We start from the raw sequence: 18,864 nt of genomic DNA on the forward strand, positions 1-18,864 counted from the left end.
ATTGAGAAATTTTTACACAAAATTTATTACACTTCCACCAAAAAAATGGTTGATTTTATGCTTTTTAGTGTTAACTGGGAAACTCGGGCTGATTTAAATCTTTTTTTCATAAATTCTCCTTTATATTTAAACTTTTTAAAATAGATCTAAAAATCTATTTGAATTATTATAGTTCTGTTGCAAGAAATTGATAACAAAATGCTATTTCTTATAATAAAATTCTTGTTTTTTGCAATTTTTTGCTATTTCTAGATAAATTATTTGACTTTTTTGCAAAAAGTAGTATTATATCCCCTTTAATTTAAACTGAATTAAATAAAAAACATTTTGTGATTAAACAAAATGTTATTTTATTGTAATTTTAGTCTTTAAAGTAATTAATTGGGTCTTGAATATCATATTTAGATTTTGCTTCATATTTAGAGTTTGTTCCTGCTGGAATTTTATGTCCTACAATAATATTTTCTTTTAATCCTTCTAATTTATCAATTTGTGAAGAAATTGAAGCGTGAACTAAAATTTTTGAAGTTTCTTGATATGAAGCGGCAGCTAAGAATGAATCAGATAATAGTGGAGTTTGTTTTGCTCCTTTAATTACAATTTGACCAAATGCAGGTTTTTTTCCTTGAGATAGTAATTCTCCATTAACTTCTTGATATTCAAAAATATCAACTAAAGATCCAACAAATAAGTTTGAATCTCCTGCATCAGTAATTAAAATTTTAGAAAGCATTTGACGAATAATAATTTCTATATATTTATCACTAATGGAAATTCCTTGCATTCTATATAGTCTTTGTACTTCTTTTAATAAATAATTTTGTACTTTACGAGCATCAGTGTAGTTTAGTAACTCTTTTAAAATAATAGGACCTTCTGTAATTTTTTGTCCTGGAGTAATAGAATCACCAACTTGTACTCTTAATTTTCTATTTACAGGGACATGGAATACTTTTTCTAATTCTTCACCATCTTTATTTATATAAGCAACTTTTACTAACTTATCATCTGTTTGATTTCTTTCTTTATCCATTAATTGATCAATAGATTTTACATAACCTTTAACTGGAGAAATTTGTGCTGGTTTTCCTCATGGACGTTCAAAAGCATCGATTAATTCAATCAATCTAGCAAAACCTCCTGTAATATCTTCAACCCCAGCAACCCCTCCTGTATGGAATGTACGCATTGTTAACTGTGTACCAGGTTCACCGATTGATTGAGCAGCAATAATCCCTACAGCTTCTCCGATTGCAACAATTCTATTGGTTGCAAGATCTTTTCCGTAACATTTTTTACATACACCATTTCTAGTGTGACAACTTAAAATAGAACGGATATCTACTTCTTTTATGTTAGCATCAATAATTTTTTGTGCAATTTCAGGAGTAATAAATTTATTATCTTCGATTATGATTTCGCCTGTTTCTGGGTGAATTACAGGTGAATTAGTATATCTTCCTTCAATTCTTTCGTATAAAGAAACAATTGTAGAATTGGTTTTAGTATCGATGATTTCTTTTACTAAAAACCCAAAGTCTGAACCACAATCTTTTTGAGTTACTACAATATTTTGTGCAACATCAACTAAACGACGAGTTAAGTAACCTGATTTAGCTGTGTTAAGAGCAGTATCGGTTCCCCCTTTTCTAGCACCGTGAGTTGAAGAATAAAATTCATAAGAAGTTAATCCTTCAAGGAAAGAACTTTTAACTGGAACTTCAACAGTAGAACGTACCACACGCTCATTTTCAGCATCGGCTTTTAATGTTTTAACGTTATTAGCCATCAATCCACGCATTCCAGCTAATTGAACGAAGTTAGAAATATTTCCCCTTGCTCCTGATTTCATCATCATAAAAATAGGGTTATTTGGTTCTTGTAAAGTTACTGTATTTAAGTCTTTTTGAATTTCATCTTTAATTTTGGTTCATTTTTCAATGGTTAAAATATATCTTTCATCATCGGTTAACATTCCCATTCTAAAGTATTTATTAAGTTTAGCAGTGTGTTCTTCACCTTGTTTAATAAATTCATCTTTTCTTGGAGCTAATTTAATATCTCCAATGGAAATTGAAGTACCTGAAAGCATTGAATATGTGAAACCTAAATCTTTAATTTTATCTAGAATTTCAGCAACTAAATTTGTATATTTAAATCAAATTTTTTCCAATAATTCTGCTTTTTCTTCTTTTTCTAACTCTCTATCAATGTTATTGTTTCTGTATTTAACTCTTTTATATATGTTTTCAAATTCTTCAATTGTAAATTTAGTTAAATTGGAAGCATGTTTGCTAGAAATTATTTCATTTTTGTAATCAATTAATTCTGAATAATATTGAAAAACATCTTTATAATTTTCATAATTTATTTTTTTAACAACAGAAGCTACATCTTCCATTGAAACCACGATATCAAAATTGTCATAAGTTTGTCTTATTATTTTAGCAATATGTTTTTTGTTTAGTGGTTCATTTAATGGTAATGCTTTAATAAATTCAGGAATGTTTCCATGTTTTTTAATAACATATTTTTCTAATTGTTTTTGTTGATCTGCATATAAATTATCTACATTTGTGTCAAAAACAAATGGGAAATTATCTGGAAAAGCATTGTTAAAAATAAATTTACCAACTGTAGAAACTACGTATCCTTGAACTGAAGTTTCTAAAGTTTTTTTAACTTTTTCAAAAGGTAAAGCAACTCTTGCGTGTAATGAAACAACACCAACTTCGTGAGCTCTCATCATTTCATCGTAATCTGCAAAATATCTTCCTTCTCCTTTTCTACCGCTTTCTTCTTGTTCTTCTTTAGTTAAATAGTATAAACCAAGAATCATATCTTGTGAAGGGTTAACAATAGGTTCACCATCTTTAGGTCCAAGAATGTTTTTATTTGCAAACATTAATTCTCTAGATTCTCTAATTGCTTCAGGAGAAATAGGAACGTGAACAGCCATTTGATCACCATCAAAGTCAGCATTGAACCCTGCTGTTACAAGCGGATGCAATTTAATAGCACGCCCTCTAACTAAAATCGGTTCAAAAGCTCTAATTGATAAACGGTGTAATGAAGGAGCACGGTTTAAAAGAACTAATTTTCCTTTAATAACTTCATCAACGTGTGGTCAAATGATTGGATTTAATTCTTCAATCATTTTTCTAGCACTTTTAATTGAAGAAGCTAATTCACGCTCAGTTAATCTTTTGATAATTCATGGTTCAAATAGTTTTGCAACCATTTCCCGTGGAATACCAACTTGGTTCATTTTTAGATTTGGACCAACAACGATAACACTACGCCCTGAATAATCAACCCTTTTTCCAAGTAAATTTTGTCTAAATCTCCCTTTTTTACCTGTTAAAGCGTCAGAAATAGATTTTAATGGTCTTCCATCTTTAGCCGAAACTGGAGAAGGACTTCTTCTTTGATTATCAATTAATGCATCTACAGCTTCTTGAATCATTCTTAATTCATTTTGAATTATCAAGATTGGAGCATCTTTTTCCATTCATCCTTTTAAACGGTTATTTCTAATAATAATACGACGATAAAGTTCGTTAATATCACTAGTTGAGTGTCTTCCACCATCTAATTGAATTAATGGTCTTAAATCAGCAGGAATAACTGGTAAATGTTTAATTAACATAGAAGTTGGTTTTTGTTGAGAGTTAATAAAAGAGTTAATAACTTGTAATCTTTTATACAATTTATCTCTTTCTTGAATTTTTGTTGATGTTTGTTTTTCAGGACTTAATTGCTGAATTTCATCAACTTGTTTTTTAACTTTATCTCTTTCTTCTTCAAGATTAATATTTTTTAATAAGTATTCAATAGCCGCTGAACCGGTAGAAATTTTAGCATCTGAATACTCTTCAATAATTTCATTTAATTCATAAAAATCAATTCCGTATTCTTTACCAATTTTGGAAGATGCAAGTTCAGTTAAATCTTTTAAAGCTTCTGATAATTCTTCATAAGCTTCAGTTCCTTCTTTATAACGGGAACGAATTTCAATTAATGCATCTCTATAAATAACTCCAGCTTCATTTAGTTCGATAATTTGATTTTTTGGTAATGCTTTGATGTCTCCAGATTCCAAAATAATGTGAGCTTTATAGTAAATTAAGGATTCTAATGATGATTTAGAAACTGCTTTATTTGAGTCTTCTGTTTTTATTCCAAGTAATTTAGAAATAATTGAGTGATCAATTCTGAAAAATCAAAAGTGCACAACTGGTGATTGTAACTCAATGTGTCCCATTCTTGATCTTCTAGAAATTTTTGGTAAAATTTCAGATTTTAATGCCTTACATTGATCTGTTGCAGAACAAAGAGTTCCTTCGTTGGATTTTTTATATTTTCTTCCACAAATTGAACATTTATAATCAATAATAGGTCCAAAAATTAACTCATCGAATAACCCTTCTCTTTCTGGTTTATATGTTTTATAATTAATGGTTTCTGGTTTAGTAACTTCACCATGTGATCATTCTAAAACATCTTCAGAAGTAGCAAGAGAAAGTGAAATTTTATCAATAGAATTTTCATCAATTGTTGCGTATTTTCTTGTAATTTTATTTGGTTCCTTCTTAATCATTAATAATCTCCTTCTTCTTCTTCAAAATTATTTTCATGAGTATCAATTTTTTCACTAATTAAATTATAATCATTAATAATTTCTGGTGAAAATTCGTCTTCAATACTAATGTTATTTTCTTCATAACTACTAAAATCTTGTTCAAATTCTTCGTCTTTTAGGTAGTTTTCTTTTTTGTGCACTTCTAATTTGATTCCAAGACCTCTTAATTCATAAGCTAAAACGTTAAATGATTCAGGCATTCCAGGTTTAGGAATTTTTCCTCCTGTTGCTAAAACATTATAAAGAATATTTCTTCCTTGAATGTTATCAGATTTATATGTTAATAATTCTTGTAAAACAGTAGATGCACCAAATGCTTCTAATGCTCAGGTTTCCATTTCTCCAAATCTTTGTCCACCATTTTGAGATTTACCTCCTAATGGTTGTTGAGTAATTAGTGAATATGGTCCAACACTACGAGCATTCATTTTGTCATCGACCATGTGTTGTAGTTTTAACATATACATAACACCAACTGATACTTCGTTGTCAAATGGTATTCCTGTAATTCCATCGTATAGTTTAAATTTACCAGAAGTAGGTAAGTTAGCTTCTTTTAAAACATTTGTTATGTCGTTATTTTTTACTCCGTCAAATACAGGAGAAACAAATTTAACATTAAGTTTTCTAGCAGCCATTCCAAGGTGTAATTCAAGTACTTGACCAATGTTCATACGTGAAGGAACCCCTTGTGGATTTAATAGAATATCGATTGGAGTTCCATCTTCTAAGTATGGCATATCCTCTACTGGTAATACAAGAGAAATAACCCCTTTGTTTCCGTGACGACCAGCCATTTTGTCCCCAACTTTTATTTTTCTTTTTTGAGCAATAAATACTTTAACAATTTTATCAATTCCGTCTTCCAGTGAATCCCCTTGTGCTCTTGAAAGAATTTGCACATCAATAACTGTACCAGCATCTCCGTGTTTTACTTTTAATGATGTATCTTTTTGATTTGAAGATTTATTACCAAAAATTGCATTCATTAATTTTTCTTCAGGAGTTGGATTATCTTCTCCTTTCGGACTGGTTCTACCAACAAGAATATCTCCTGTACTTACTTCAGAACCAACACGAACAATCCCGTTTTCATCTAAATGTCTTTTTGAACGTAAAGAAGCATTTGGAATATCTGTTGTTAGAATATCATCTCCTGCTTTTGATGCTCTAAATTGAATAGTTTGCTCTTCAATGTGAATAGAAGTAAAGACATCATCTTTAACTAATTTTTCACTTATAATAACAGCATCCTCGAAGTTGAATCCATGTCATGTAGAGAAGGCAACTAGCACATTTTTACCAAGAGCTAATTCTCCATTTTTAGTTGAAGGACCATCACAAATTAATTGTCCTGCTTCAACTTTATCCCCTACTTTTACTATTGGTTTTTGATTAATAACAGTTCCTTGATTGGATCTTTCAAAAATTCTTAAATTATAATCGATTATTTCGTTTATTTTGTCACTACTTTTTATTTTAATTTGTTGTGAATCGACAAAAACAACTTCTCCAGCTTTCTTTGCTTTTAAATTGGTTGCAGCATATCTTGCAACATCATATTCAGCACCAGTTCCAACTAGTGGAGTTTCAGATTCAATTAATGGTACTGCTTGTCTTTGCATGTTTGCGCCCATCAATGCACGGTTAGCATCATCGTTTTCTAAAAATGGAATGGTACTTGCAGCAATAGAAGTCATTTGTTTTGAAGCTACATCAATATAATCAACTTCTTCAGGTTTAACAATTAAATATTCGTGATCTTTTCTAACAGTAATTTTATCCCCTAAAATTTTGTTATTTTCATCAACATCAACAGAAGATTGAGCAAATTTAAAACCATATTCTTGCACTGCTGTTAATCAGTAAACTTTATCATAGTTAATGATTCCGTTTTCAACTCCATAATAAGGAGTTTGGATAAATCCGTAATCATCAACTTTCGAATAAGAAGCAAGGTTTAAAATAAGTCCAATGTTTTGTCCTTCAGGTGTTTCAATAGGACAAATTCTTCCGTAATGAGTTGCATGAACGTCACGAACTTCAAATTGAGCTGTATCTCTATTTAAACCTCCAGGTCCAAGAGATGTAACTCTTCTTTTGTTTGCAATTTCAGCAAGTGGATTAATTTGATCCATAAATTGTGATAATTTTGAAGAGTTAAAAAATGTTTTAAATTGGTTATAAATTGGTTTATTATTATGAATACTTTTAGGTGTAATTTTATCCATTTCTTTTGTAGATAGTTTTTCTTTTGCGTGTTTTTCTAGTTTAGTAAGTCCCACAATGAATTGGTTTTGTAATAATTCACCAACTCCAACTATTCTTTTATTAACAAGTGAGTCAGGATCATCTTCTTTTCCTAAATTATCAATTAAATTAAAGTAATATGAAATGGTTGCAATAATATCAGAAATTAATAAATGCATTTCTGTAGAAGTAGGATCGTTTGCAATAACTAAAATAGGATCTTTGCCATTTTCTAAAGATCTTTTGTTTGGTCATACTTTTACCATAATTACTTTTGTTCTTTTTTCTAAAGAAGGATTTATATCAAGTTGTTTTCCATAAACTTGAGAAGTAATATCTGGAATGTCTACTGTTTTTAAGATACCTTTATCAAATTGAGATTGAATTTCTAAAGCAAGTTTTGGAGTAATAAAAGTTTCTTTTTTGTAAAGAATTTCCCCTTTGTCATTTGTTAAATCTTCTGCTAAATAAGTTTCTAAAATTCTTTCAACTAAATTTAACTTTCTATTCAACATGTATCTACCAGTTTTAGATAAATTGTATCTTCTGTCATTAAATAAAGTTAAAGGAATTAAATTGAAAATAGCTTCATCGGTGATTCTATCTCCTTTTCTAATAATTCTATAAATTAACTCTAAATTATCTTTACTGGATTCGATTTTTTCTTTTTTAATTGACTCTTTTAAAACACTTGAATTACCAAATAGTTGTAACATTGTTTCTTTTTTCAAACCTAAACCATTTAAAAAAGTGGTTAAAGGAATGTTTTTATGTTTATCAATTCTAATTTTTACTGTATCAATTGAGTTACCTGTAACTCTGTGGAAAATTTCAATTCAAGATCCAAGTTGTGGAATAATTTCAACTTTGTTAAACAAGTCATCCGCTTGTTTATTACGAACGTTTTTACCAAAATATGCCCCAGCAGATCTAATCAACTGAGCAACAATAACTTTTTCAGAACCATTTATGATAAAAGTACCACCACTTGTCATTAAAGGAACTTCTCCATAAATAATATCTGTACTTTCGTCAATTTCTCCTGTTTCCACAGTATGTTTTCTTAAAGAACCAACTATTTTCCCTGTATAAGATGTTCCTTTTTGTTTTGCTTCTTTAATTGCTTGAAATTCATCTTTTGGAATTTCAACTCTTACTGAACCAGGTATGTATTGAATTTCAATTTTTCCATTTGCAGAAACAATAGGGTAAATTTTATTCAATGATTCATCTAAACCATCTGTTAAAAATCAGTTAAATGATTTTCTTTGTGTTTCAAGAAAATCAGGAGTTTCTAACGTATGTTTAGTTTTTGAATAATCTCTTCTTTCAGTTATTGGTCCAAATTTTCTAATTTTGAATTTTTTTTCCATTTTTCTTCCTTTTTTAATTAATTTTGTGTTATATTTAATAGTAATGATTATGGAATTATATCATAATTTACATTAAACAGAATAAAACAATAACTAGATGATTAAATCTAGTTATTTTTTAAGTTTTTTTTCTATTTTCTTTCTTCATAAACAGAAGCAACTTTTCTGTTTCTTTTTGTTTCGAATTTTACATATCCGTCAATTAGTGAGTATAATGTGTCATCGTTTCCACGTCCAACATTATTTCCAGGGAAGATTTTAGTTCCTCTTTGTCTGAAAATAATTGCTCCTGCAGTTGCGAATTGACCATCACTTAATTTAACACCAAGACGTCTACCTATCGAATCTCTACCGTTTCTAGTAGAACCACCAGCTTTGGTTTTTGCCATTTTAAATTATCCTTTCAATTCTGTTATTTTTACACGAGTATAAGGTTGACGATGACCTAATTTTCTTTTATGAGTTGATTTAGGGTTGTGACGATAAACAACGATTTTTTTAGCTTTTCCTTGTTTTTCAATTACACCTTCAACAACTGCACCTTTAACAAAAGGTGTTCCAACTTTTTTATCAAGAACAAGAACTTCGTTAAAAGAAACTTTGTCTCCTTCGTTTCCATCAATTTTTTCAATAAAAATTGTATCTCCTGATTTAACAATAAGTTGTTTTCCACCAGTTTTGATTATTGCAAACATACTTCCTCCTCATATGGCTCATCTTTGAGGTTCATTTTATAAATGATTGGACTTTTTAGTCACTACCTTTTTAGAATGGTTACACAAGTAACTATTTAATTATAACACTTTTTAATTAATATATAATAAAAAAATGTATTATATTTTGTATAAGAAAATATGTTTAAGTAAAATCTTTTTACAAATTTAATAGATAATTAAGCAAAATATTATATAATTCAAAAGAGTATTTCTAATATATACTCCTTGATCTTGAAAAAAGATCCTGATGACCGAAAGGAGCCAAAATGGCAAAATACGAAATTATGCTAATTTTAGCACCAACAGAAGATGTTGCATTAGCAGAAAAAATTGCAAAAGAAGTTTTTTCAAATGGTGTTAAAAGTGTAGAAAAATTAGAAAGAACTGAGTTAGCTTATCCAATCAATAAATCTAAAACAGGAATTTTTGTTTTAATGAATGTAGAATCAGAAGAAAGCAAAATTGCTGAATTTGTTAGAAAAACAAACATTCAAAAAACAATTTGAAGAAGTCTTGTTGTTAACTTAGACACAGAAAAAGGTTTAAATAGAAAAGTAAAACCTAAAAAACGTAAACTTTCATTCTTTAAAAATCAACAAAACTCAAAAGAAAATTCTAATTCTGAAAATTCAGAACAAAATAAAGAAACAAAAGCTGAAGAAAAAAAAGTTGTTAAAAGAACAAGAGTTACAAAAAAAACTGAAAATAAAGAATAATAAGGGAGTTTGCAATGAATAAAGTTATATTAATAGGAAGAATAGCGAATAATTTAGAATTAAATAAAACTAAATCTAATATTAGTTATTTAAGATTAACAGTTGCTGTATCAAGAAGATATTCAACTAATGATGGCAATGAAATTACTGATTTTATACCTGTTGTAGTTTGAAGAAATAGTGCTGAATTTTTAGCAAGAAATGCATCAAAAGGTTCTAGAATCCTTGTGGAAGGTTCCTTTGCTACAAATAGTTTTGTTAATAATCAAGGACAAAACGTTACTTCAAATGAAGTTTCTGCTGAAAATGTAACTTTATTAGAAAGCAAGCAAGAAAGCGAAAATAGAAGAAAAAATATTAATAATAACCCTTCTGTTTCAGCAACAAATCCTGCAGAACCAACATTTTCAACTGTAAATAATTCAGAATATTCATCAAAAAATAATGTAGAAAAAACTACTTTAAATGATGATGAAGAAGAAACAGATTGAGATGTTGAAAGTTTTTTATAATTAACTAAGGAGAAAAATGATTAATCGTAAAGTAAAAAAACAATTCAAAAAAAGACCTTGTAATTTTTGTTTAGAATCAATGCAATATATTGATTACAAAAACACAGAATTACTTAAAAAATATATTAGTAGTCATGGAAAAATTCATCCTTCAAGATTAACTGGTACATGTTCTAGACATCAAAGATTATTATCTACAGCTATCAAAAGAGCAAGAATTATTGCATTATTACCATTCGTATCTGAAAGAATTAGAAAATAATATAAAAATCTTTAGAGCAATACTCTAAAGATTTTTTAAAGGAGAAATATGTCATTAAAAGCCGGAATAGTTGGATTACCTAACGTAGGAAAATCCACTTTGTTTTCTGCATTAACAAAAGTGCAAGCTGAATCAGCAAATTATGCTTTTACAACTATTGAACCAAATATTTCAATAGTTGAATTAAAAGATAAAAGATTAAACGAAATTGCAAAATTTGTTAATCCTGAAAGAATCTTGCCAACAACCTTTACTTTCGTTGATATAGCAGGGTTAGTATCAGGAGCTTCTAAAGGAGAAGGTCTTGGTAATAAATTTTTATCTAATATAAGAGAAGTAGATGCAATTATTCAAGTTGTTCGTTGCTTTGAAAACAAAGATATTTTACATGTTGCAAATGAAATAAATCCTAAAAACGATGTGGAAGTAATTAATTTAGAATTATTACTTGCTGATATGCAAGTAATTGAAAATGTAATTAAAAGGGTAGAAAAGAAAGCACTCAATAGTAGTGATAAAGATGTAAAGGCGGAATATCAAGTTGCTTTAAAACTCAAAAAAGCATTTGATAATAATATTCCAGCAAGAAACGTTAATTTATCAGAAGAAGAATTAAAAATTGTCAAAGGTTACCAGTTATTAACATTAAAACCTATATTATATGTTGGAAATATCTCTCAAGAAGATATAGAAAATCCTTTGAATAATAAGCATTTTTATAATCTTAAAACTCTTGTTGATTCTTACAATAATTTATTACTTCCTATTTCTATCCAATTAGAATATGAAATTAGTTTATTAAATGACGAAGATAAACAAATATTTCTAGATGAATATAAACTAGAATATTCAGGACTTGAAATTTTAACAAGAGAAGCATTTAAGCTTTTAAATTTAGCAACTTATTTTACAGCAGGTGTTAAAGAAGTTAGGGCTTGAACTTTCACCAAAGGAATGTTTGCACCACAATGTGCAGGAATTATTCATAGCGATTTTGAAAAAAAATTCATAAAAGCAGAAATAATTAGTTATAGTGATTATATTGATAATGGTGGTGAAAAAAACGCTAAAGAACAAGGAAAAATGCGTCTAGAAGGAAAAAATTACGAAATGCAAGATGGCGATATTTGTTTATTTAAATTTGGAAAATAAAAAATGAGATACTTAAATCTCATTTTTTTATTATTGTAAATAAAGTGTAGTATTATTAATCAATGAAATTAGATAATATAGAGAATAAACATCAACTAATATATCATTATAAACTTTATTTAAAATTTTAACTTTATCAGATGATTTTGGAAAATCTAGTTCCATAAAACCAAAACTACAATTATAAGTATAATAAATTCTAGATCCTGATGATAATAAATGTAATCCTGTAATTTGAACACCGTTTTTATCATGATATCTCTTTAGTGATAGTTCCATTGCAAGAGGTGTATACATTTGTCTTATTTTTAATTCGTTATTTGAACGTGGAGAAAATGTTTTAACAAAATCTTTATTTTCTAATTTCTCTATGTTTTTTTTACTAAAAAAAGATGATCTAAATAATTCAAAGGCAAAACCTTTATCACCAAGCACTGTTGTATCGATTTGCATAATACCGTTATCTACGTATGTAACTCTATCGTTATCCCCTTTTTTCTTAGCATAATCAATACATTTTCATTTTAAGTTTAAAAAAACAACAGGATATTTTTGATTAATTAAAACTCTTTTAATTGATGTTTTGCTTTCTAAAACAACTTTATCATAGCTTCTTGCTAAATCACTTTGAACTTCTTCAATGTGTCTTTTATCTAAACTAAAATTATTACTTTCGTCAATTTCTTTATTTATTTTATAATCATAGGTTTCATCTAAAACTTTAATGCTTTCTTTATAAATAGAAGGAACATTGAGGTTTTTTTGAATTTCAAGTTGAAGCATCAAAATTAAATTTTTCTTTTTCTTCATAAATATTGAAGCTACCAAAGAACTTATTAAACCTAAAACAAAGAAAACTAATGCAGCTACTGTTAAAGAAACATTTTTTTGAAGTAATCAAATAACAACAAATAAAATAGATAATCCAAGTAAAACTAGTGTTGTGATTATAAAAATAGAAAAAATTAAATGTGCTTTTTTTATTTTTTCTTGTAAATCTTTTGTCTTATCAAAAGTTTCATCTATTGTATTTTTAATAAATGGATAAATTGTTTCTTTTGAAATATGTTGAAACTCTGAAAATGTTTTATAATTGTCTATTGTTTTCATCTAATTTTATAAATCTTTCATAGAAACATCTTGTCTTTGTTGTGCGCTTGCTTGGAATAATGGATAAGTTTCTAAGTGTAATGAACTTGATATAACTGTTGCTGGGAAAACTAAAATAGAAGTGTTAAATGTGTTAACTTTACTATTATATAGTCTTCTTGCTGCAGCTATTTCTCTTTCTAAATAACTTGTTTGTTCCATTAATTCACCATAAAGTGCTGATGTTTTTAAATCTGGATAGTTTTCTGAAACAGCAATCAATCTACCTAAAACTGAATTAGTTAAACCTTCTACTTGAGAAGCATTATCAATACTTTTAGTCATATTTCTTAATTTAGTTACATCAGTAAGAATAGATTGTTCAAAATTTTTGTGTGATTTAACTTGATCTACTAATTTTATTAATGTATCACTACGTTTAGCTAATTGAGTTTCGATTGTACCAGCTGCCTCATTGATTTCATTTTGTTGTCTTAAAAATCCATTTCTTTTAACTAAGAAATAAATTGGTGCAAAAAATAGAAGTAATGTTCCAAAAACTCAGAAAAATACTTTTGCCGCTACTGAACAAACAGGTTTTTTTGCACTATTATCAACTGTAGGTTCAAATCCTTTTGGTTCATTGTTATTATTTGGATTAAATAAATTTGCCATAATTTTCCTTTCTTTTTTTTATATTTATATTATTAAATTATGTTTAACTTTATATAAATTAAATCAGTAGTAAAATTTGTTTTGATATTCAACTAAGATGATTTTTTATGAACAAATAATCCTACTAATAAAATTATATCAATTAAATAGATTTTATTTTACATTAAAATTTCATCCATTTTTTGAATTAATAAATTTAAATTTTTCTTTTTTGTTGAAGAAACAAAAAAACATTCATATTTATTTAGTAATTCGATTTCTTTTTTGACTTTATATAATTGTGACTGGTTTAATTTGTCTATTTTAGTTGCAACTAAAATAATTTTTTTATTTAAAAATTCTAAAAATTCTAACATACTTTTGTCATTATCAGTTAATCCAATTCTAGAATCAAAAAGTAAAAAAGTAGTATCTAAATTTTCCCTAAAAGTAAAATATTCTTCAATCATATTGAACATTTTTTCAGAAAGAGATTTTGACATTTTAGCATATCCATAACCAGGTAAATCCACGATTATTTTTTGGTCGTTGTTTTCAAAAAAATTAATTAATTGTGTTCTACCGGGAGTATTTGAAGTTTTTGCTATTTTTGTGTTTGCAAGAGCGTTTATTAAAGAAGATTTACCAACATTAGATCTACCTATAAAACAAATTTCTTTTCCTTTATGAAAATATCAATTTTCTTTTTTTGAAGAAGATACTATAAATTTTCACATCTAAAATCCTTTATCATAAATTTTTTTATGTCTTTCTAATGTTGAACTTATTTCTCGGTTTTTTTCATCTGGAAAAAATAAAATTGTTTCTAATTCGCTGTAAATTTCTTTATTTCCATATGCAAGTTCTAATTCATAACTAAAGTCTATATCATTTCTTGCTGCTCTTATTAAAAATTTAACATCTAGTTTTTTTGCAAATTCTGCAGTCAACTCTTTATCGTTAATCAATATTTCTACATTTTTAAGTTTATCTATTTTTTGCTGAACTATTGATTTTTTTTCTTGAAATGAACTTATTTGCTTTTTATCTGGATTTCTAGTTATTACAACATATATAAAATCAAATACTTTTAAAGCTTTTTGTAAAATATTTAAATGCCCTTCGTGAAAAGGATCAAAACTACCTGCAAATATTGCTTTATTCATATAATTTTAATGCGTCTTGTGCAATAAGTAATTCTTCATTAGTTCTTATTACATAAACAGGAATGTCGGATTTAGAAGAAGAAATTAATGTATAATCTTTAATTTCTGAAGGTGAAACATTATTTTTATCTTTATCCAGTTCAATATTTAAATTTGGTAAGGTTAATTTTTCAATAACTAATTCTCTAATAAAACTAGAATTTTCACCAATTCCTGCTGTAAAAACTAATGCATCTATTTTTTTACCAACTTTATTAATGTAGTTAACTAAATAATCTACAATTTTTTGAATATATAAATTTAAAGTAAAAATTACATTTTGATCATTTTCTTTGTATCTTTGAACCAAATCTCTCATATCAGATGAAATACCAGAAACACCTAATAATCCAGATTGTTTATTTAATAAATTGGTAAATTCTTTTAAAGAAATATTAGCAGCTTCGGTTGCATATTCATGAATCGCCGGATCTATATCTCCACTTCTTGTTCCCATCATTATGCCCGCTAATGGAGTAAATCCCATAGATGTATCAAATGATTTAGAATCTTTAATAGCACATAAAGATGCTCCATTTCCTATATGTAAATTAACAAAATTTATTTTTTCTTTATTTAAAATTTTTTCTAATTTTAATGTAATAAATTTATGACTAATTCCATGCATTCCATATTTTTTAATGCCGTATTTTTCTGCAAATTCTTTATTAATCCCGTATTTTGAATTAATATCAGGAATAGAAGTATGGAAGGCTGTGTCAAAACTAGCACTCATTTTAGCATTAGGTAAAACTTCTTGCATAGCTTTAATTGCTTGGATTGCTCCAGGATTATGTAATGGAGCAAATTTTGAACATTCATCTATTAATTCAATTGCTTCTTTTGTTAATTTTGTAGAATCTTTAAAATATTCACCACCATGAACTACTCTAAATCCGATTAACTCAATTTCATCTAAAGAATTAATAATTTTATTTTCTTGTCATAAATCAAGTGTTTTATTTGCTGCTTCTTTATGATTTTGCATTTCAACTTCTTTTTTAATATCATTATCACCAAATGACATTTTAATAAAAGAATTAGCTATCCCAACTCTTTCTGCGATTCCTGAAGCTATAACTTTAAAATCTTCTTTATTAAATAATGATCATTTCATTGATGAAGAACCAGCATTTATTACTAATATTTTTTTATTCATATTATTTTTCCTCTTTAAAAGTCTGTAATGTTGTAATTAAAACTGTATTATAAACATCCTCTACAGTTGATCCTCTAGATAAATCATTTACAGGTTCTGCAATACCAGTAATAACTGGACCAATTGCCCCATAATTCCCAAGTCTTTGTGCTATTTTATATCCTATATTTCCTGCATCTAAATTAGGGAATATAAAAACATTAGTTTGTCCCTCATATGACTCTTTTTTATATTTTGCTTTTCTTACATTTTCGCTAATAGCTGCATCGAATTGAATTTCACCGATAGCTTTAACATCATCACTTAATTCATTAAATTTAATAGTTGCTTCTGAACTTAATTTAGATTCATCACTAATAGCTGAACCATCTGTTGAAAAAGAAAGGAAAGCAATTTTTGGTTTTATTCCTAAATTCTTTGCAAATTCTTTTGAATTTAAACCAATTTCTGCTAACTGATCTGAATTTGGTTTTATATTTACAGATATATCTGAAAAAATAAATTTTTCATTTTCTTTGTGCATTATCATAGCAGATGAAATAGTTTTTATCCCTTTTTTAGGACCTATCACTTTAAAACCAGCTCTTAAAATATCGGCTGTAGTATAATTTAAACCACCAACTACACCATCTACTTCTTTGTTTTTTAACATCATCATTCCATAAAAAGGATTGCTTTCTAAACTTTTTTGAGCAGATTCCATTGTTTCTTTTCCGTTTCTTGCTTCAAAAAATAATTTTGCGTATTTTTCCTTTTTAGAAGAACTAATTACTTCTTGTTGAATTTTAGAAGAAAGGTTTTTATTTTCTTTATTTACAAGTAAAATAACATTTACTAAATCAGTATTAACTAATTTTTTAGCTGCATCAATAGCTCTTTGATCTTCTCCATCTATTAGTAAAATGGTTTTTTTTGATTTTAATTCTTTGTTTTTTATATCAATTTTATTTTCTAATTCTTTTTGAAAAAACATTTTTTCTCCTTATTTATTTAATAATAAAAATTATAATACTTTTTTAAAAAACTATTTCTTTATTATTGAAAATAAATTCAATAAAAGAATTATTTTCGTTTTTTTATAGAAATTAATAAAAAATAAAGAAAGTTATTTTATTTTTTTGTATTAGTTTTATAATTTATAAATAGTAATTTTTAAATAATCAAAAGGAGAAAAATGTTTAAAAATAAAAAAGAAACAAAAAAAGCATTATTTATAGCTTTACCAATTGTTGCAATCGGAATTCCTGTTGCTGTAGGAACAACTGCTATTGTTTTAAAACATAAAAATAATCAAAAGATTGATATTAAAAAAAATGAAGCAACTAATTTTAGTATTTCTAAAAACACCAATGGATGACAAATTTTTCTAAAAACTAAAGATAATCAACCTACAAACAATTCAGCCAAAGAAATTGAATTTACTAATGAACAAAACGAAAGCATTACTTTTAAAGCATCTTGAAAAAAAATTAACAATGATAATTTTTGAGTTATAGATATAAATGATTTATCTATTCCAAAAAAAGGTAGTTATTCCATTCAGATACCAAGCGACATTACACTTGTTGAAAAAACAGAAAATATAAAAATTAATTTTCCTTTTTTTGAAATCAAAAATACGGAAAAAACTGGGGAATTAGAAATTTTCTTTACCAATATTTTAAACAGTAATTCTATAACTTATACTTTAGAAAATATCGAAAATACAAATATAAACAAAACAAAAAACATAACTATATTAAATAATTCATTTAAAATAGATATACCTAATGATTTAGAAAAAGGAAGATACTTACTTAAAAAATTATATTTTAATCCCACTGATAATTTAATTGATAATCATTTTTTAGAAATAAATAAAGAAAAATTAACTATTTCAAATTTAAATTTTGGACAAATCATTAAAAATAAACTGATTATAAATTTAGAAACTTTAAATAAAAATATAAAAAATCCAAATAATTTTAATAATTTTTCTTTAATTTTTGAAAATAGAAATAATGAAATTAAAAAAATATTAGGAACAATTGAAGAAAAAAATCTTTCTTTTGATTTAAATCAATTAAGTGATAAATATGTTTGAAATATTTTACAATTAGAAATTGCAAATTCTTCAAATGAACAAAATAAAATTATTGCCAATTATAAAGATTTTAGTGAAACTATAAAAAATTATTATAAAGCGAAAAATAAAGAAGTTTCGTTTGAAAATTCTTTTGTAACAAATAAAAGTTCTTTACTTTTTATAAATGATCCAAATAATTGAATAGATTTAAGTTCTCAAAATTTTAAAATTAAACATTATAATAAAAATAAAGAATTGTTAGAAGAAGTTAATAATTTCAACGTTGTAGATTTAAATAAAAAAGCAGTATTATTTCAATTTAAAAATTCTTTTCAAACAGAAGATTTTATTGAAGTTGAATATTCCAATACTGAAATTAATTTAAATAAAAATAAGTTTATTTTTAATAAAAATACAATAGAAACAAACAATCTTATTACTGTTCAAAAAGAAGAAAATAAATTAAACATTTTACTAAAAAATAATTTAGAAACTACAAATAATTCAGAAATAAAAGCAAATTTTGTTGTAATAGATGAAAACAATCATATTACTACAAATGAAGAAAAAATATTACACTTAATAGATAAAAACAAACTAGAAATTATGCTAAATGATTCTTTCTTTGAAGCTAATAAAACATATTATTTATCTTCAATAGAATTTATTAATAATGCTTCCCATATGCTTATTCCTTTCGATAATAATAAAATCACTAAAATTTCAACATTCGAAAATAATATAACAAATATTAATATTTTAAAAAGAGAAACTATAAATAATACAACTTATTTACATTTTGAACTACCAAATACTTATCTAAATAACGAGTTAAATCACCTATTTTCAATAGTAAAAAACGATAAAGAATATAAAGGATATACAGATTTAAACACACTAACTTTCTATATAAATGATAATTTACCAGAAAATTTATCCGGTTCTATAATTAAAGATCTAAACTCTGGAAGAATATTTAAAATTAATAAATAAAAAAACTCAATTTAGTTGAGTTTCCTTAAATGAAATATAAAGTGCACCAGTGTTTTTATAACCTATTTGTATTTTA

The 18,864-nt window shown here is 26.3% G+C and carries 15 protein-coding genes; 5 read left to right on the forward strand and 10 right to left on the reverse strand.

Annotation, left to right across the window (positions count from 1 at the left end):
- Positions 1–361: 361 nt before the first annotated feature.
- The 4 genes from ACXX84_RS03180 to rplU form a co-directional block, all read right to left on the reverse strand.
- Entirely contained in the window at positions 362–4,600 is a 4,239-nt protein-coding gene (locus ACXX84_RS03180; RefSeq protein WP_436359102.1) for a DNA-directed RNA polymerase subunit beta', read from the reverse strand.
- On the reverse strand, positions 4,600–8,265 hold the full coding sequence (gene rpoB, locus ACXX84_RS03185) for a DNA-directed RNA polymerase subunit beta (RefSeq protein ID WP_436359101.1): 3,666 nt from the start codon (positions 8,263–8,265) through the stop codon (positions 4,600–4,602). The genes ACXX84_RS03180 and rpoB overlap by 1 nt, the downstream gene beginning before the upstream one ends.
- Before the next feature lie 131 nt (positions 8,266–8,396).
- The gene (gene rpmA, locus ACXX84_RS03190; protein WP_436359100.1) at positions 8,397–8,654 is read right to left on the reverse strand and encodes a 50S ribosomal protein L27; all 258 of its coding nucleotides are present in this window, start codon (positions 8,652–8,654) and stop codon (positions 8,397–8,399) included.
- 6 nt (positions 8,655–8,660) lie between these two features.
- Positions 8,661–8,960 (reverse strand): 50S ribosomal protein L21, encoded by a 300-nt coding sequence (rplU, locus tag ACXX84_RS03195; protein ID WP_436359099.1) that lies wholly within the window; start codon positions 8,958–8,960, stop codon positions 8,661–8,663.
- A gap of 287 nt (positions 8,961–9,247) precedes the next feature.
- Here rplU and rpsF point away from each other — a divergent pair, with 287 nt between their 5' ends.
- From rpsF to ychF, 4 genes are read left to right on the forward strand one after another with little or no spacing between them, the layout of a single operon-like run.
- On the forward strand, positions 9,248–9,697 hold the full coding sequence (gene rpsF / locus ACXX84_RS03200; RefSeq protein WP_458560599.1) for a 30S ribosomal protein S6: 450 nt from the start codon (positions 9,248–9,250) through the stop codon (positions 9,695–9,697).
- A 14-nt stretch (positions 9,698–9,711) separates the two neighbouring features.
- Positions 9,712–10,209, forward strand: a complete 498-nt coding sequence (locus ACXX84_RS03205; RefSeq protein ID WP_436359097.1) for a single-stranded DNA-binding protein — start codon at positions 9,712–9,714, stop codon at positions 10,207–10,209.
- A gap of 16 nt (positions 10,210–10,225) precedes the next feature.
- Positions 10,226–10,471, forward strand: coding sequence for a 30S ribosomal protein S18 (gene rpsR, locus ACXX84_RS03210; protein WP_436359096.1), 246 nt, complete (start codon positions 10,226–10,228; stop codon positions 10,469–10,471).
- A gap of 48 nt (positions 10,472–10,519) precedes the next feature.
- Positions 10,520–11,623 (forward strand): redox-regulated ATPase YchF, encoded by a 1,104-nt coding sequence (gene ychF, locus ACXX84_RS03215; RefSeq protein ID WP_436359095.1) that lies wholly within the window; start codon positions 10,520–10,522, stop codon positions 11,621–11,623.
- A gap of 30 nt (positions 11,624–11,653) precedes the next feature.
- Here ychF and ACXX84_RS03220 read toward each other — a convergent pair whose 3' ends face one another.
- From ACXX84_RS03220 to ACXX84_RS03245, 6 genes are all read right to left on the reverse strand, one after another.
- The gene (locus tag ACXX84_RS03220; protein WP_436359094.1) at positions 11,654–12,733 is read right to left on the reverse strand and encodes a hypothetical protein; all 1,080 of its coding nucleotides are present in this window, start codon (positions 12,731–12,733) and stop codon (positions 11,654–11,656) included.
- Positions 12,734–12,739: 6 nt separating this feature from the next.
- Positions 12,740–13,387, reverse strand: a complete 648-nt coding sequence (locus tag ACXX84_RS03225; RefSeq protein ID WP_436359093.1) for a LemA family protein — start codon at positions 13,385–13,387, stop codon at positions 12,740–12,742.
- A 158-nt stretch (positions 13,388–13,545) separates the two neighbouring features.
- On the reverse strand, positions 13,546–14,103 hold the full coding sequence (gene yihA / locus ACXX84_RS03230) for a ribosome biogenesis GTP-binding protein YihA/YsxC (RefSeq protein WP_436359092.1): 558 nt from the start codon (positions 14,101–14,103) through the stop codon (positions 13,546–13,548).
- A complete protein-coding gene (coaD, locus tag ACXX84_RS03235; protein ID WP_436359091.1) occupies positions 14,104–14,532 on the reverse strand; it encodes a pantetheine-phosphate adenylyltransferase in 429 nt (142 codons plus the stop codon).
- Positions 14,525–15,730, reverse strand: a complete 1,206-nt coding sequence (locus ACXX84_RS03240) for an acetate/propionate family kinase (RefSeq protein ID WP_436359090.1) — start codon at positions 15,728–15,730, stop codon at positions 14,525–14,527. The genes coaD and ACXX84_RS03240 overlap by 8 nt, the downstream gene beginning before the upstream one ends.
- A 1-nt stretch (position 15,731) precedes the next feature.
- Positions 15,732–16,703 (reverse strand): phosphate acetyltransferase, encoded by a 972-nt coding sequence (locus tag ACXX84_RS03245; RefSeq protein ID WP_436359089.1) that lies wholly within the window; start codon positions 16,701–16,703, stop codon positions 15,732–15,734.
- A 201-nt stretch (positions 16,704–16,904) separates the two neighbouring features.
- On the opposite strand from ACXX84_RS03245, the gene ACXX84_RS03250 reads away from it, so the two are divergent.
- Positions 16,905–18,788, forward strand: coding sequence for a hypothetical protein (locus ACXX84_RS03250; RefSeq protein ID WP_458560952.1), 1,884 nt, complete (start codon positions 16,905–16,907; stop codon positions 18,786–18,788).
- The last annotated feature ends 76 nt before the right edge of the window (positions 18,789–18,864 follow it).

Source organism: Mycoplasma sp. AC157 (assembly GCF_054343415.1).